The sequence below is a fragment of the Calothrix sp. NIES-2100 genome (assembly GCF_963875285.1).
Lineage (GTDB): Bacteria > Cyanobacteriota > Cyanobacteriia > Cyanobacteriales > Nostocaceae > Aulosira.
Genome location: NZ_CAWNLA010000001.1, coordinates 3,832,754 through 3,851,279, shown reverse-complemented (window position 1 = coordinate 3,851,279; position 18,526 = coordinate 3,832,754). Strand labels below are relative to the sequence as shown.

The window sequence follows — 18,526 nt, the reverse complement described above, 5'->3', positions numbered from 1 at the left end:
AAGTCGGGAAACCCGCCCACGCAACTGCCCTCCTCTGTGTCTGGTGCGGTTATTTACAAAAAATCCCAACAATTACTTATCAGGAATAAATTCAGAGTTATGCAAATACTCAACAATACATCACCAATAGAAAATGTCGCCGGTTATCGAATGTCACCACAGCAAGAGCATTTATGGAGATTAAAGTCTGTTACTCAAGATAATACTTATATTGCTCAGTGTGCTGTTGCTATCGATGGCGAACTGGATATGGAGATTCTTAAGAAGTCTCTACAGGATGTTGTTAATCAACATGAAATACTCCGCACAAATTTTCAGTGTTTACCAGGAATGACAATGCCATTACAGGTAATAGCTGATAACCAGAATATTTCAATTAATTATCATGATGGTAGTGATTTTGATGCTGAAGACAAAGATAAGCAAATAGACTTATTTTTGAATCAGCATAAATCTCATAATTCCAATTTTACCCAAATAGATTTAATTAAATTTGTAGCTAATCAGCATATATTGCTTGTAAGTTTACCAGCGATGATTGCTGATGCGATTGGTATTCGTAATTTGGTACATGAAGTTAGCCGCTTTTATGCAACCAATATAAATAATCAACAATTATCTGATGAAGTGTTGCAATATGCAGATATTGCTGAATGGCAACATGAATTACTAACAGCAGAAGATGCTAATTTAGGTAAAGCTTACTGGAAACAACAAGAGCTTCCTTTTGATAAAAAAGTTGCTGAAGACGTTGTAATTTTTGAACCAAAAACTTTTAGACTGGAACTTTGTAAAAATTTTTTAGTTGATATTGAGAATATATTGCCAAAACAAACTGATTATTTGGCTGATTTTTTATTAACTTGCTGGCAAATTGTATTATGGCGAAATCTCGATCATTCTGACCTAGTTGTCGGTAAATTATATGATGGACGGAAGTATGAAGAGTTACAATCAGCTATTGGTTTATTTGCTAGATATTTACCGATCGCATCTCATTTACAACCGGATTTATCATTTAAGAAAATATGGCAACAAGTTCAAGAATCGGTTCGTCAAGCTCATCAATGGCAAGATTACTTTTCTTGGCAAGAGTATAGCAAGAATTGGGCTATTGATTTCTTCCCATACTGTTTTGAATTTACAGAGCAAGCACAGCAAGCATCTGCCGATACCGTAACATTTAATCTCTACAAAGAGTATGCTTGTATTGATAGGTTCAAACTTAAACTATCTTGTATTCTTCAAGAAGATGATTTAGTTGTTGATTTGTATTATGATGCTAAGTTATTTCCCTTAGAAGATATTCAACGTTTAGCAGCGCAATTTCAGAAACTATTATCTAGTGTTATTTGTAATCCCGATACGGCGATTAGCGAATTAGAAAATTTAGGCGATCGCGAGCTTCAACAACTACTATTTGAGTTTAACAATACCCAAGTTGATTACAATAGCTCTCAATTAATTAATCAGCTTTTTGAGGCGCAAGCAGAAAGCGTACCAGATAATATTTCTGTGGTATTTAACAATCAGCAATTAACCTACCGTGAATTAAATGAACGTGCTAATCAGCTAGCTCATTACCTACAAAAATTAGGTGTGAAGCCAGAAGTATTAGTAGGAATTTGTGTAGAGCGTTCTTTATCAATGACTATTGGTATTCTTGCTATTCTTAAAGCAGGTGGGGCTTATGTACCGTTAGATCCAAGCTATCCATCAGAACGCTTACAATTTATCCTGCAAGATACCCAAACGCCAGTATTATTAACTCAGCAATCTTTGCTGCAAGATTTACCAGAAACTCAAGCAAGAATTATTTGCTTAGATACTGATTGGGAAATTATTGCATCTGAGAACCAAGATAATCCTGCTGTGGCGATGACATCTGCCAATTTAGCTTATATTATCTATACTTCTGGCTCTACAGGTAAACCTAAAGGTGTACAAATCACTCATCAAAATTTAGTCAACTCCACACAGGCGCGGCTTAATTACTATCAAGAACCTATTGGTAGTTTCTTATTACTTTCCTCCTTTGCTTTTGATAGTTCTGTCGCTGGGATTTTCTGGACACTATGCTCTGGGGGAACTTTGGTATTTCCCCAAGTCTGTGGAGAGCAAAATATATCATATTTGCTCAATTTAATTCGCCAAAATCAGGTAACTCATTTATTAGGTTTACCTTCCTTATATAACGTCCTTTTAGAGCAAGCAAACCAACAAGAATTAGTTTCATTACGTAGTGCGATCGTTGCAGGTGAATCTTGTTCAGCAGAATTAGTGATTCGTCATTTAGAAAAACTTCCCCAAGCAGCTTTATTTAACGAATATGGTCCCACAGAAGCCACAGTTTGGAGTACTGTTTATCATTGCTGTTCGCCAGAAATAGGAAAGTCAGTATCTATTGGTCGCCCAATTGCAAACGCACAAATTTACTTACTTGACCGAAATTTACATCCTGTTCCTTTGGGTGTGGCTGGGGAAGTATATATTGGTGGCGATGGTTTAGCTAGAGGTTATTTGAACCGTCCTGATTTAACAGCCGAAAGTTTTATTAGCAATCCTTTTGAGGAAGTAGAAGGAAGTCGTCTATACAAAACTGGTGATTTAGCCCGCTATTTACCAGACGGAAACATAGAATTTCTTGGTCGTATTGATCAGCAAGTAAAAATTCGTGGTTTCCGGATAGAATTAGGGGAAATTGAAACTGCATTAGCCCAACATCCCAGCATTCGGGCAAATGTAGTTATAGCTAGAGAAGAAAATTCTGGTCAAAAACGGTTAGTGGTTTATATTGTTCCCCAACCGGGACAAATAGCTGCTAGTTTCAATGATTTGCGTCATTTTTTGGCAGAAAAACTACTAGAATATATGGTACCATCTGCTTTTGTACGTATCAGCAATATACCTCGTCTTCCTAATGGTAAGATTGACCTCAAAGCATTACCAAGTCCAGAAATATCTAGAACTTTTGTAGCTCCTCGCACGGCTGTAGAGAAAATATTAGCTGATATTTGGGCGCAAGTTTTACGCCTAGAACAAGTTGGGATTCAAGATAACTTTTTTGAATTAGGCGGCGATTCTATTATCAGTATTCAAATTGTGGCTAAAGCTAATCAAGCAGGTTTAAAATTAACTCCTAAGCAAATTTTTGACCGTCCTACAATTGCCGAGTTAGCAACGGTAGTTAGTGCTAATGAAAGCATCCATACACCACAATATCTAATAACTGGTGAAGTACCACTGACACCGATTCAATATTGGTTTTTCGCACAAAATCAACCAGAGCCACATCATTGGAATCAATCTTTATTGTTAGAAATAAATACAAAAAAAGATTTCTATTTGTGGCAGCAAGTGATACAATGTTTATTTGAAAACCATGATGTATTTCGTCTGCGTTTTCATCATCAAAAATCTGGTTGGGAACAAATTATTTCTGCTGATAAAGAAACAGCGATATTTACACCCATAAATTTATCAGCGTTACCAGAAATTGAGCAAAAAACAGCCATTGAAAAAACAGCCGCAGAACTTCAAGCTAGCCTGAATTTATCAGACGGGCCGTTAGTTAAATTTGCTTTATTTGACTTAGGCGCACAAGCAAATAGCCGCCTATTAATTATCATCCACCACTTAGCTATAGATGGTATTTCTTGGCGAATTTTACTAGAAGATTTGCAAACAGCATATCAGCAGATGAGTCAGGGTGAGACGATAGTTTTACCAAATAAAACTACTTCATTTCAACAGTGGGCTTATCGTTTGCAGGAATATGCTCAATCTCCAACCCTCAAGCAAGAGTTAAATTACTGGTTGACGCAACTAGAAAAACCCATCTCGCCCTTACCTGTAGACTATACGTCAGGGACAAATACGCTGCTAGATGCTCGTACTGTTACAGTTTCCCTTAGTCAGCAAGAAACCCAAGCTTTACTACAGGATGTGCATCAGGCTTATCACACCCAAATTAACGATGTATTGCTGACAGGACTTGTACAAGCATTTGCAGAGTGGACGGGAGAAAATTCGCTGCTGCTGGAACTGGAAGGACACGGACGAGAGGACATTTTCGCAGATGTGAATTTGTCGCGGACTGTGGGTTGGTTTACTACCCATTTTCCGGTGCTGCTGAATTTAGGAACTGTGGAAAATTTGGGTAATGCTTTGAAGGCTGTAAAAGAGCAACTGCGTGCTATCCCTGATCGCGGTCTTGGTTATGGTGTACTGCGTTACCTCAGCGATGAGGGTGAAAAACTCCAAGGCTTACCCCAAGCTGAGGTTCTGTTTAATTATTTAGGGCAAACAGACCAAGTAATGACGCAGTCTTCACTGTTTGCGCCTGCAAAAGAATCTACTGGTTCAGCCCGTAGCCTGCGGGGTAGTCGAGTTTATTTATTAGAAGTTGTAGCAATTGTGACTGACGGACAACTGCAAGTGAATTGGACTTACAGCGAAGCCATACATCAGCAAGCCACAGTAGAAAAATTGGCGAATAGTTTTATTCAAGCATTGCGATCGCTCATTGCTCATTGCCAATCTCCTGAAGCTGTTGGTTTCACCCCTTCAGACTTCCCCCAAGCCAAGTTGAATCAACAAGACTTGGATAAATTCTTGGCAAAATTCAACCAAAAAGCTTAGGAGACAAGTCAATGAATACAGCCAATATCGAAAATATCTACGAACTTTCCCCCATTCAGCAGGGTATTCTCTTTCACAACTTGTATGAATCGGAATCTGGAGCTTATTTTGTGCAGGTAAGCTATGGCTTACGGGGAATGCTCAATATTGAGGCTTTTGAACGGGCTTGGGAAAGAGTCGTGGCGCACCACTCACCTTTGCGTACTAGTTTCCATTGGGAAGGACTTGACAAACCGCTACAAGTTGTAAATAAAAAAGTCCAATTACCTCTAGAAAAACTAGATTGGCGGGGAATGAATCCCGAAGAACAGCAAGAGAAATTTCAGGCTTTTTTGTTGAGCGATCGCCAATTGGGTTTTAATTTATCTGATGAATCTCTATTGCGTCTGACTTTGATTCGTTTGGATAACCAGCATTACCACTTTGTTTGGAGTTCCCACCACATTATTCTTGATGGCTGGTCAGGGGCGTTAGTATTCAAAGATTTTGCGTTACTTTACGAAGCATTTTGTCGGGGTGAAGAAATCACCTTACCATTCGTTGGTCGCTTCGCTGATTATATTGCTTGGTTGCAACAACAAGATTTATCTCAAGCGGAGGCTTTTTGGCGACAAGCATTACAAGGATTTACAGCACCCACTTCTTTAACTAATCTCGAAGTTCACAGTTTATCGGTTCAACCAGAAAAATATCTTGAACAAAGTTTCAAACTCTCCCCTGCAACGACAACATCTCTAAAATCTTGGGCAAAACAGCATCAACTGACTCTAAACACCATAGTTCAGGGGGCTTGGGCTTTGCTTCTTAGCCGCTACAGTGGTGAGAATGAAGTAGTGTATGGTGTAACAGTTTCCGGTCGTCCAGTAGATCTACCAGCAGCTGAGTCAATGGTAGGAATATTCATTAACACCTTACCTTTACGGGTGAAATTGGATGCAGAAATGTCGTTACTTTCTTGGCTAGGAAAGTTACAGCATCAATTATTAGAAATCCGGCAATATGAATATACTCCACTGGTAGAAATTCAAGGTTGGAGTGAAATACCACGAGGTTTATCCTTATTTGAAAGCATCGTGGTGTTTGAAAATTATCCGGTAGATCAAGCGTTATCAGATTGGCGAAAAAATTTAGAAATCGAGACTCTCAGCGCCGTTGACCATACAAATTATCCCCTAACTATTAGCGTTATTCCTGGGTCTGAGTTGGAAATTAGAATTGCTGGGGATAGCACTCGTTTTGATACCGCTACCATTACGCGAATGCTAGGCCATTTCCAGACATTACTGGAAGGAATAGCCGCTAATCCAGAGGTGCGCCTTCACGAACTACCAATTTTAACCGCAGCCGAGAAACATCAATTACTCATAGAGTGGAATCAAACCCAGCTAGAGTTTCCTCAGCAATGCATACATCAATTATTTGAGGCACAGGTAGAGAAAACACCAGATGCAGTAGCTGTAGTATTTTCCCAACAAAGCCTTACCTATGAACAACTAAATCAGCGCGCGAATCAGTTAGCACGATACTTGCAACAATTAGGTGTGGGTGCAGAAGTATTAGTAGGTATTGGTATAGAACGCAGCCTCGAAATAGCGATCGCAGTTTTGGGTGTGCTCAAAGCTGGTGGTGCTTATGTCCCGTTAGATCCAGACCAACCTGCACAGCGTCTAACTTACATGGTGCAAGATGCAGATTGTCAAGTACTAATCACTCAAAAGCATTTGGTAGATGCACTTCCAGCTTACAAAGGTCAGGTAGTTTGTCTAGATGCAGATTGGGCGTTAATTTCTCAAGAATCAGAGTTAAATCTACCTAGCAACACAGTTACACCCGAAAACTTAGCATATCTCATATACACCTCTGGTTCTACTGGTCAGGCAAAGGGTGTGCTGGTTAAGCATAGCAGCCTTGTCAATGCCTATTACGGCTGGGAACAAGCTTATCAACTGCGAACTCTAACTTGTCACCTGCAAATGGCTAATTTCTGCTTCGATGTTTTTGCTGGCGATTTCATCCGGGCTTTATGTTCTGGTGCCAAATTAGTGATTTGTCCGCGTGAATTTCTACTAGAACCTGCGAAATTATATGCTTTGATGTGCCAGCAAAAAGTTGACTGCGCTGAATTTGTGCCAGTGGTTTTAAATAACCTGATACAGTATTTAGAAAAGAGCCAACAGAGCTTAGATTTTATGCAACTTCTCATCTGTGGTTCTGATAGTTGGTATGGCTCAGAATACAAAAAAATTAAATCATTTCTCGGTCAACAAACACGATTAATTAACTCTTTTGGTTTAACTGAAACCACAATTGATAATTCCTACTACGAAAGTTCTCGCCAAGAGTTATCAACAGAGCAGTTAGTACCCATTGGCAGACCTTTTATCAATAATCAACTTTACATTTTAGATTCATATTTACAACCAGTACCTATCGGGGTTAGCGGGGAACTTTATATTGGCGGTGCAAGTTTAGCGAGAGGTTATCACAACCGCCCAGAATTAACTACCGAAAAATTTATCACTAATAAATTTAGTAATCAGCCAGACGCATATCTATACACAACTGGTGATTTAGCCAAATATTTACCTGATGGAAATATTGCCTTTATTGGTCGAGCAGATAATCAAGTTAAAATTCGGGGATTTCGGATTGAACTTGGAGAAATTGAAGCAGTACTGAGCCAAAATTCGGTTGTATCAAAAGCAGTAGTAATTGCTAGGGAAGATGAACCGAGAAACAAAAAATTGGTAGCTTATGTAGTGCAAAAACCATCAATTACTTCTTTAGAAAGTACACAAATACGTGATTTTGTCAAACAAAAACTGCCGCAGTATATGATTCCTTCGGCTTTCGTTATACTGCCACAATTACCACTTTTACCCAATGGTAAAGTAGACAGGAAATCGCTACCCAAACCTGACGCAGCTATAACCACTTTTCAAGATGCCTTTGTACCACCTCGTAACGCTATTGAAGAAGTATTAGCAGGAATCTGGGCTAACATTCTCCGTGTTAAACAAGTTGGCATTCACGACAACTTTTTTGACTTAGGAGGACACTCTTTGTTAGCAACTCAAGTTATCTCTCGCATTCGGGAAACTTTTAAATTAGACTTACCTCTGCGTTGTTTATTTGAGTTCCCCACAATAGCGGAATTATCCCCAAGACTTATTGTCTACGAAGCTAAACCAGGAATGACGGCAAAGATAGCACAAATCGTCAAACAGCTAGAGGGTATGTCTGCTGAAGAAGCAAAACAAGCACTTGAAAACAGGAAAGCAGCTAAACCAGTGAGGGTATGATGGACGCAGAAAAGCTAGAACTACTTGCTTATTTATTGGAAGAGGAAGGAATTGCTTCTCCCGAAATACCAACGATTGCTCCAAGAAAAAGTTCGGAGAATTTGCCTTTATCTTTTGCACAACAACGTTTGTGGTTTCTTAATCAATTAGAACCAGACAACCCTTTTTATAACATTTCTGCTGTCTTACGCTTGCAGGGTTTACTTAATATCACTGCACTGGAACAAAGTTTTAACAAAATCATCCAACGTCACGAGATTTTACGAACCACATTTCATATTGTCAATGGCGAAGCAATTCAGGTAATTAATCCTCAACAAAAGCTGACTATTAAGTTAATTGACCTAACAGCCTTACCATTAAAAAATAGAGAAATCGAGGCACAACAGTTAGCAAATCAGGAAGCTGGGCAACCTTTTGATTTAACAACTGGGCCATTAGTCAGAAGTACCTTGCTACGTCTAGATAAAGCAGAACACATTTTACTGTTTACCATGCATCACATTGTCAGTGATGGTTGGTCAACAGACATATTGGTGCGGGAAGTTGCAACCCTTTACGAAAGTTACTGTAATGGCAATCCTTCTCTACTACCAGAATTGCCCATTCAGTATGCTGACTATGCTGTTTGGCAGCGACAATGGTTGCAAGGTGAAGTGCTGACAACTCATATAGACTACTGGAAACAGCAATTAGGAAACAACCTGCCAGTTTTAGAGTTACCCATCAACCGATCGCGATCGCATATTCAAAGTTATCGAGGCTTAATACAATCTTTTTATTTACCGCAGAATGTGACTGTTGCCCTCAAAACTTTGAGTCAGCAGGAAGGCTGCACCTTGTTTATGACTCTGTTAGCAGCCTTCAAAGTTCTGCTATATCGCTATACGGGTACTGGGGATATTGTAGTTGGTTCACCAATTGCTAACCGCGATCGCTCTCAAATAGAAGGGTTAATTGGCTTTTTTGTCAATACATTAGTATTGCGGACTAACTTATCAGATAATCCCACTTTTCGAGAACTGCTAGGGAAGGTTCGGGAAGTCACATTAGGAGCCTACGACCACCAAGATTTACCGTTCGATTTGTTGGTGGAAGAACTGAAGCCCCAGCGTGACTTAAGCCATACACCACTGTTCCAAGTTATGTTTGTTCTCCAGAATGCGCCCATGTCGGCTGTGGAGTTATCAGGCTTAACCTTACAAGCTTTACAAACTGAATCTACCACCGCCAAGTTTGATTTAACTTTATTGATGGAGGAAACAGAGTCAGGAATCAGAGGTGCATTAGAATACAATACTGATTTATTTGATGCTGCTACTATTGCCCGGATGGCAGAGCATTTACAGACGTTACTTGTAAGTATTGTTGCTAATCCTGAACAACAAATAGCACAACTGCCTTTACTAACAGCAAATGAGCAGCATCAGTTGTTGATTTGGAATCACACTCAGGCAGAATATTCCTTAAATAGGTGTATTCATGAGTTATTCGAGGAACAGGTAGAGAAAACACCTTATGCAGTCGCAGTAGTTTTTGCAGAGCGACAATTAACTTATCAAGAGTTAAATACCAAAGCCAATCAACTCGCCCACTATTTGCAAAAGTTAGGTCTGAGTCCAGATACTTTAGTCGGTATTTTTGTTGAACGTTCTCTAGAAATGCTTGTAGGACTGTTAGGTATTCTCAAAGCGGGTGGGGCTTATGTACCTCTTGACCCCGCTTATCCGTCTGAACGCTTGGCATTTATGCTGGCTGATGCAGGTGTATCAGTGTTACTAACTCAAAAAAACCTACAGGATGGACTACCGCAAACAGACGCGCACATAGTCTGCTTAGACCAAGATTGGGAGACTATAGCCAAAAACAGCAACGACAACCCAAACACCACAGTTCAACCGGAAAACTTAGCGTATGTGATTTACACATCCGGTTCCACAGGACAACCCAAAGGTGTGATGATTCCTCACCGCGCCATCTGCAATCATATGCTGTGGATGCAATCGGAATTTCCCCTCACCGCCTCAGATAGGGTGTTGCAAAAAACACCGTTTAGCTTTGATGCTTCGGTTTGGGAATTCTATGCACCTTTGTTAGCAGGTGGACAGTTGATTGTAGCTCAACCCGGTGGACATCAAGATAATGCTTATCTTCTAGACTTGATTGCACAACAACAAGTCAGCATTGTGCAATTTGTCCCCTCACAGTTGCGATCGCTCTTAGCAGAACAAAAAATATACAATTGTCACAGCTTACGCCGAGTATTTTGTGGTGGGGAAGCATTAGCAAGTGATTTGCAAGCAAGCTTTTTCAGGATTTTGCCCAATGTTGAACTATGTAATTTATACGGCCCAACGGAGGCAACAATTGACACAAGCTATTGGCGATGTCAGCCGGAAGAGGAACAAAGAATAGTACCGATAGGAAAAGCGATCGCAAATGCTCAAATATATTTGTTAGACTTTTACCTTCAACCTGTCCCTATCGGTGTACCTGGTGAAATCTACATCGGTGGTGCAGGTTTAGCGCGGGGTTATCTCAACCGCCCCGATTTGACAGCTGAAAAATTTATTTCAAATCCCTTTCTTTCTGACACAAAGTTATATAAATCAGGTGATTTAGCTCGTTATCGTCCAGATGGGACTCTAGAATTTATTGAACGTATTGATGGACAAGTAAAGTTAAGAGGTTTCCGGATTGAACTAGGAGAAATAGAAACCCAATTAACCCAGCATTTACAAGTCAAACAAGCTGTAGTTTTAGTTCGGGAAGATGTACCCGGAGAAAAACGCTTAGTGACTTATATTGTTCCCAGTCAGGAACAGTCACCTACAGTCAGTGAACTGCGGAGTTTCTTGAAAAACAATCTCCCTGACTATATGGTGCCATCAGTTTTTATCACTTTAAATACCCTCCCATTCTTACCAAATGGCAAGTTAGACCGAAAAGCACTACCAGCACCAGATACCGCTAGACCTGATTTAGAAGCTATTTTTGCTACACCACGCACTCCTGTTGAAGAAACCCTCGTGCAAATTTGGTCTGAAGTTTTGCGGCTAGAAAATGTAGGTATTAACGACAACTTTTTTGAGTTAGGTGGAGATTCTATCCTCAGTTTACAAGCGATCGCTAAAGCTAATCAAGCTGGTTTACAACTCACTCCTAAGCAGATATTTGAATATCAAACCATTGGCGATTTAGCATTAGTAGCAGGTACAAGTAAAAAAAATGCCGATGAGCAAGGGATTGTTACAGGTTCGCTGAATCTCACTCCGATTCAACATTGGTTTTTTGAACAGGAATTACTTGATTCTCATCATTGGAATCAGGCAGTAATGTTGGAATTAGATTCGAGTTGCAATCCTATATTATTAAAGCAGGTTGTACAGCAATTACTTATTCATCACGATGCTTTGCGTTTGCGGTTTGTGCAAACTGAATTCGGTTGGCAACCAAGCATTAATGAACCTGAAGAAAATATACCTTTTGCTATCATTGATTTATCAAATTTACCTGAGCCTGAACAAAGAAAAGCAATAGAGGCAAAAGCTAATGCACTTCAAGCCAGCCTCAAATTATCTCAATTAGTGCAAGTTGCTTTATTTAGACTGGGAGAGAATCAACCTTATAGACTATTGATTATTATTCATCATCTAGCAGTTGATGGAGTTTCTTGGCGAATATTACTAGAAGATTTGCAAACAGTTTACCAACAAATTATTCAAGGTAAAAGACATCAATTTCCAGCTAAAACAACTTCGATAAAACATTGGGCTGAAAAACTTCAAAAATATGCTAATTTGGACAATGTTAATTCAGAAATTAATTATTGGTTGAGCCAGCCTTATCAAAATATTTCTCCTTTACCTGTTGACTTTCCCAATGGAGAAAATACTGTTGCTTCAGCTTGTACAGTTTCCGTCAGTCTCTCCCAAACAGAAACAACATCTTTATTAAATGAAGTACCAACAGTTTATCAAACTCAAATCAATGATATTTTGCTAACGGCTCTTGTGCAAACTTTTAAACAATGGACTGGTAACAGTTCACTTTTGATAAATTTAGAAGGTCACGGACGAGAGGACATTTTAGAAAACGTTGATTTATCCCGTACTGTTGGTTGGTTTACTACTATCTTTCCAGTGATATTGGATATCACAGCAGCTTTTAACCCAGGAGAAGCATTAAAGACAGTTAAAGAACAACTACGTAGTATTCCCCATAAAGGAATCAACTATGGCGTACTACGTTATCTCAGTGAAAAATCAATTGCGGAAAAACTGAAAGCTTTACCCCAACCAGAGGTGACATTTAACTACTTAGGTCAATTTGACCAAGTGATTTCTGAAACCTCAATGTTTCGACCTGCGACGGAATCAACGGGAACAACCCAAAGTCTGAGAGGTAAGCGTCACTGTTTGCTAGAGGTGAATGGGTTGATTGTTGGGGGAAAGTTGCGCCTGGATTGGACTTACAGCAAAGCCTTACATCAACCAGCAACAGTGGAAAAACTGGCTCAAGGATTTATTGAAGCATTGCGATCGCTCATTGTCCACTGTCAGTCTCCCCACGCTGGCGGGTTTACTCCTTCTGATTTTCCGCAGATGCAGTTTAGTCAACAAGAATTAGATGAATTAATGGCTGAAATATAGCTTTTCTCAACGCAGAGTCACGCAAAGGTAACGCGGAGTTACGCAGAGTTTTTTAAGAGAATTTGTGAAGAAGAAGGTAACTGTTCATGAATAAAAAGAATATTGAAAATATTTATCCGCTTTCACCTACGCAGCAGGGTATACTCTTTCATACTCTCCGCGCCCCAGAATCGGGAGTTTATGTTGTTCAGAGTTGTTATACATTTAGCAAAAATATTAATATTGCGGCTTTTAAACAAGCTTGGCAACAAGTTATCAACCAGCATCCTATTTTACGCACTTCTTTCTACTGGAAGCAGTACAAAGAGCCGTTTCAGGTAGTAAATAGAAGTTTGCAGTTACCTTGGAAACAGTACGACTGGCGAGAATTCTCTGTATTGGAACAGCAAGCAAGGCTAGAAGAATTTTTACAAACAGACCGTCAGCAAGAGTTTAATATTTCTCAATCACCTCTGATGCGCTTGACTCTTATACAGGTAGGTAAAGAAACTTATCATTTTATTTGGAGCAGCCACCACCTAATTTTAGATGGTTGGTCTGGGGCTATAGTACTTCAGCAAGTATTCCAAGCTTACGAAGCACTATGTGAGGAGCAAGTTGTATCATTATTACGATGTCGTCCTTATGCAGACTATATTACTTGGCTACAACAGCAAGACTTATCAAAAGCCGAAGCATTTTGGCGCAAAGTTCTGCAAGGTTTTACTGCACCTACACAGTTGCGGGTAAATAGTTTTGCAAGTGGCGCAACCGGATATGATGAGCAGTCAATCAAGCTATCACCAGCTACAACCGTCGCGCTGCAATCTTTAGCACGACAGCACAAGTTAACTTTAAATACTGTAGTACAGGGAGCCTGGGCTATACTCCTCAGCCGTTACAGTGGTGAACAAGATGTAGTTTTTGGAGCTACTTCTGCCGGTCGTCCACCTGCATTAGTTGGTTCAGAATCAATGGTGGGACTGTTTATCAACACTTTACCGGTGCGGGTGCAGGTTGCTGGAGATGAGTTGCTGATTTCTTGGCTGCAAAAACTTCAGGCGCAACAAGTAGAGGCGCAACAGTATGAATATAGTCCCTTGGTACAAGTGCAAGGATGGAGTGAAGTTCCCAGAGATTTGCCTTTGTTCGAGAGTATTTTGGTGTTTGAAAACTACCCTGTAGACGCTTCTTTAAAAGCATGGGCTACAGAAATGCAGATGCATAGTGTGCAGTCTGTAGAATCTACAAACTATCCCATCACAATTAAAGCAGGGGTAGGTAAAGAATTATCTTTAGAGATTGTGAGCGATCGCTCTTGCTTTGATACAGCCATTATCACCCGAATGTTGGGTCATTTGCAAACATTATTGGAGGGTATGGTTGCCAATCCTCAACAATCTCTCTCTTCATTACCTTTATTGACAGCGGCCGAAATCCACCAACAATTAATAGAATGGAATAATACGCAAACAGACTATCCCAAAGATAAGTGCATCCATCAATTATTTGAAGAACAGGTAGAAAAAACACCAGATGCTATTGCGCTAGTGTTTGCAGAACAGCAATTAAGCTATCAAGAACTAAATCAGCGTGCTAATCAGTTAGCGCATTATCTACAAAAACTAAATATTAAGGCAGAAGTTCCAGTTGCTATTTGCTTGGAACGTTCCTTAGAAATGGTAATTGCTATACTAGGCATCCTTAAAGCTGGCGGTGCTTATGTACCAATAGATCCAACATATCCTTCAGAACGTTTAGCTTGGATGCTGGAAGATATACAAACACCAGTCTTATTAACTCAAAACAAACTAGTAACAAAATTACCCCAATTCACACCTAAAGTCGTTTGCTTGGATCAAGAGGAAGAAACTCTTAGCCAAGAGATTAATATTAATCTGGTCACTGAAATTACTCCTCAAAATCTAGCCTATGTAATGTATACTTCCGGTTCAACCGGAACACCTAAAGGTGTGAGCGTCATTCATCAAGGTGTCGTCAGGCTAGTAAAAGAAACAAATTACGCTAACTTGAATGCACAAGAAGTTTTCTTGCAAGCTGCGCCAATTTCCTTCGATGCATCTACTTTTGAAATTTGGGCTTGCTTATTAAATGGTGGAAAGTTAGTGTTATTTCCTGGTGAAACTACAACTTTGTTGACAGAGTTAGGAAAAGTGCTGCAACAATATCAGGTTTCAACATTATGGCTGACTGCTAGTTTGTTTCACCTAATGGTAGATGAACGACTGGAGGATTTGAAGCAAGTAAAACAACTTTTAGCTGGTGGTGATGTTTTATCTGTTACCCATGTCCAGAAGTTTTTACAAGAGTGCCAAGACTGTCAGCTAATTAACGGTTATGGCCCAACAGAAAATACGACATTTACCTGTTGCTATCCTATTACTGCTGATAGCCAGATAAAAAATTCTGTTCCTATTGGTCGTCCTATTGCCAATACCCAAACTTATATATTAGATAGTAATTTGCAACTCGTTCCTGTTGGTGTTCCAGGTGAATTATATATTGCTGGTGATGGTTTAGCACGGAATTACTATAACCGTCCAGATTTAAAATCTAGCAAATTTATACCTAATGCTTACAGTGAAAACACCAGTTCATATATGTATAGAACAGGAGATTTAGTCCGCTATTCGGAAGACGGCAATATTGAATTTTTGGGACGCATTGATCAACAAGTAAAAATTAGAGGCTTTCGTATTGAGCTAGGAGAAATTGAAGCGGTTATTTGTCAACATCCTGCTGTGCGACAAGCAATTGTAAATGTACAACAAGATAATAATGGTAATAAGCTTTTAGTAACCTATTTTGTTCCAGAACCAGAATCAACAATTACAGTCAGTGACTTGCGTTGCTTTTTACAAAATAAGCTACCTGAATATATGTTGCCTACGGGATTTGTGGCATTAAAAACATTACCACTAACTAACAATGGCAAAGTTAACCGTAAGCTCTTACCAGTATTTGAACAGACTTATGCAGAGCGAGAAAAAGTTTATGTAGCACCACGCAATACACAAGAAGAACAACTAACACAAATTTGGGAAGAAGTTCTTGGTTTAGAAAGAATAGGAATATATGATGACTTCTTTGAATTGGGTGGACATTCCTTAATAATTATGCAGTTATTTGCTCGTATCCGCCAACTTTTTCAAATAGATTTACCTATAAAAACTCTATTCACAGCGTCTACTGTGGCAGCTTTGAGCGAAAGATTAAAAAGTGCAAATATTGCTCATCCTACCTTAGATTTAAAAGCCGAGGCTGTGCTTGATTCAGCAATCAATTGTGAGGGTAAACAGATTGAGGAGATAACTAATCCTGCTTGTATATTCTTGACTGGTGCAACAGGTTTTTTAGGTGCTTTTTTACTAGATGAACTTCTCCAACAAACTCAAGCAGATATTTATTGCTTGGTTCGTGCTGCTAACGCCGAGGAAGGAAAGCAAAAACTTCGCCACACTCTTGAATCATATTTAATTTGGCATGAATCTCAAAGTTCAAGAATTATCCCAGTTTTAGGAGATTTATCTCAACCACTTTTAGGACTTTCTGAAGTGCAATTCACCGCGCTAGCCAGGAAACTTGATGTTATCTATCACAATGGCGCATGGGTACATCATGCTTCGCCATATTCCATACTCAAGGCGGCAAATGTACTAGGAACGCAGGAAGTTTTAAGATTAGCTAGCGAAATAAAAATTAAGCCTGTACATTTCATTTCTACTATTAGTGTTTTTTCTGCACCTATGGGTACTGGAGTAAAGTTAGTCAGCGAAGAATCTAACCTAGATGATTATCCAATACCAGAAGGTGGTTATGCTCAAAGTAAATGGGTAGCGGAAAAGTTAGTCACCATTGCACGCGATCGCGGCTTACCAGTCTCCATTTACAGACCAGGAAGGATATCTGGACATAGCAAAACAGCTGCATTTAATCCCAATGATTTTTTCTACAGATTACTGATAGGATGTGTACAACTGGGAAGTGTTCCCGAACGAGATTTTTTTGATAGTTTAGCACCTGTAGATTATGTTAGCAAAGCTATTGTTTATTTATCTAGGCAAAAAGAATCTTTAGGCAAAGCTTTTCATGTGCTAAATCCAGAACGTCTTAACTTAAAAATATTGTTCAATTTAGTTCGCTCTTTTGGTTATCCACTGCAACAAATATTTGAGGAGCAATGGCAATTAGAACTCATAAAAATTGCTGAAAATTTACCCAATCATCCTTTATATCCTTTAATCCCATTATTTACTCTGAAAAAGAGTAGTGAATCTGCATCAATACCTGAAAATTATGACCTTGTAGTACTTGAATTTGATTGTAGCAATACAAAACAAGGACTCCTCGATACTTTTATCGTTTGTCCAACAACAGATGAAAAGCTACTTACCACATATTTCTCTCACCTAATTCGTAATAATTTTATCTCTGCCCCAAAAGCAACTGAAATATATGCAAAAAACAATTTCTAACTTACAGTCATCTGTATCTCAAACTAATAGGGCACCAGAGGAATTGCAGCAAGATTATTTACAGCAATTCATCACCGACTACAATGAACATACCAAAACATCTAAAAAATTTACACAAAACTATCGTTTTACCTTAGCTGATAGCCGAGTTCCCACAGGGTTTAACTTAGCATTAAAAGAAATTTGTTATCCCATTGTTGCTAAAAAATCTTTCGGTTCAAAAATTTGGGATGTTGATGGTAATGAATATGTAGATGTAACAATGGGGTTTGGCATAAATCTGTTTGGTCATAACCCATCTTTTGTAAAAATAGCATTACTGGAACAGCTAGAACAAGGTATTCATCTTGGACCTCAAACAGAATTAGCTGGCGAAGTGGCTGAGTTAATTGCTGAAATGACTGGAATGGAGCGAGTTGCTTTTAGTAATACAGGTACAGAAGCAGTAATGGCAGCTATTCGGATAGCTAGAGCCGCCACAAAACGCAACAAAATAGCTATATTCTCTGGTTCATATCATGGTCATTCTGATAATACTTTAGTTGATGCTAAAGAAATAAATGGCAGTTTACAAATACTCCCAACAGCTTCAGGTGTTCCGCCTAGCATTGCGGAAGATGTATTGGTTTTGGATTATGGCAGTCCTCAATCATTAGAATTAATAGAGGCTTATAAACATGAATTAGCAGCTGTTTTAGTTGAACCTGTACAAACTAGCCGTCTAGATTTACAACCAAAAGAATTTCTTCATAAACTTAGGCAATTAACAACAGAATTAGATATTGCTTTAATTTTTGATGAAATGGTAACAGGTTTCCGTATTCATCCAGGTGGCGCACAAGCATGGTTTGGTGTTGCAGCAGATATAGCCACTTATGGAAAAATTGTTGGTGGTGGTTTGCCTATAGGTGTCATCGCTGGTAAGGCTGCCTATATGGATAAAATTGATGGGGGAATGTGGAACTATGGAGATGATTCCTTTCCTCAAGTAGAAACAACATTGTTTGCCGGGACACATTGTAAACATCCTTTATCTTTAGCTGCTGCAAAAGCTGTGTTGAAGTATCTCAAGAATCAAGGTGCTACGTTGCAATCAAATTTAAATCAACGCACAGCAGAGTTTGTCAACACTTTAAACGCCTACCTTGAAGCTGAAAATATACCTGTGAAAATGATCAATTTTGGCTCAATATTTGGCCCTAATTCTGGAAACTCTACTACTAATTCAGAAAAATCTTTGCCACTAGGTTTTAGTTTGTTAACTTATCATTTAATCAATCGAGGGTTTTTGAGCCGAGGCGGTAGTGGTTTCTTATCAACGGCACATACAGATGAAGATATCACTTACATAATTCAGGCTGTGAAAGATAGCATTAATGACTTGCGCTCAGGATATTTTTTGTAAGGATAATTCTAGCTTCCTTAAGAGCGTAGGTGTAGCCCGCCGTAGGCATCG

General features: G+C 39.2%; 5 protein-coding genes. All 5 read left to right on the top strand.

The genetic code is table 11. From position 1 onward, the window contains the following. Positions 1 to 99 precede the first annotated feature (99 nt). Positions 100 to 4,641 carry a non-ribosomal peptide synthetase gene (locus tag AACU32_RS15760; RefSeq protein ID WP_096600978.1) on the top strand — a complete coding sequence of 1,514 codons (4,542 nt, stop codon included), beginning with the start codon at positions 100 to 102 and terminating at the stop codon, positions 4,639 to 4,641. Between the two features lie 11 nt (positions 4,642 to 4,652). Continuing rightward, positions 4,653 to 7,943 (top strand): non-ribosomal peptide synthetase, encoded by a 3,291-nt coding sequence (locus AACU32_RS15755; RefSeq protein ID WP_096600976.1) that lies wholly within the window; start codon positions 4,653 to 4,655, stop codon positions 7,941 to 7,943. Continuing rightward, the gene (locus AACU32_RS15750) at positions 7,940 to 12,595 is read left to right on the top strand and encodes a non-ribosomal peptide synthetase (protein ID WP_096600974.1); all 4,656 of its coding nucleotides are present in this window, start codon (positions 7,940 to 7,942) and stop codon (positions 12,593 to 12,595) included. Before AACU32_RS15755 ends, AACU32_RS15750 begins: the two co-directional genes overlap by 4 nt. An 86-nt stretch (positions 12,596 to 12,681) precedes the next feature. Further along, positions 12,682 to 17,070 carry a non-ribosomal peptide synthetase family protein gene (locus AACU32_RS15745; RefSeq protein ID WP_096600972.1) on the top strand — a complete coding sequence of 1,463 codons (4,389 nt, stop codon included), beginning with the start codon at positions 12,682 to 12,684 and terminating at the stop codon, positions 17,068 to 17,070. Then, a complete protein-coding gene (locus tag AACU32_RS15740) occupies positions 17,051 to 18,475 on the top strand; it encodes an aspartate aminotransferase family protein (RefSeq protein WP_096600970.1) in 1,425 nt (474 codons plus the stop codon). Before AACU32_RS15745 ends, AACU32_RS15740 begins: the two co-directional genes overlap by 20 nt. Positions 18,476 to 18,526 lie beyond the last annotated feature (51 nt).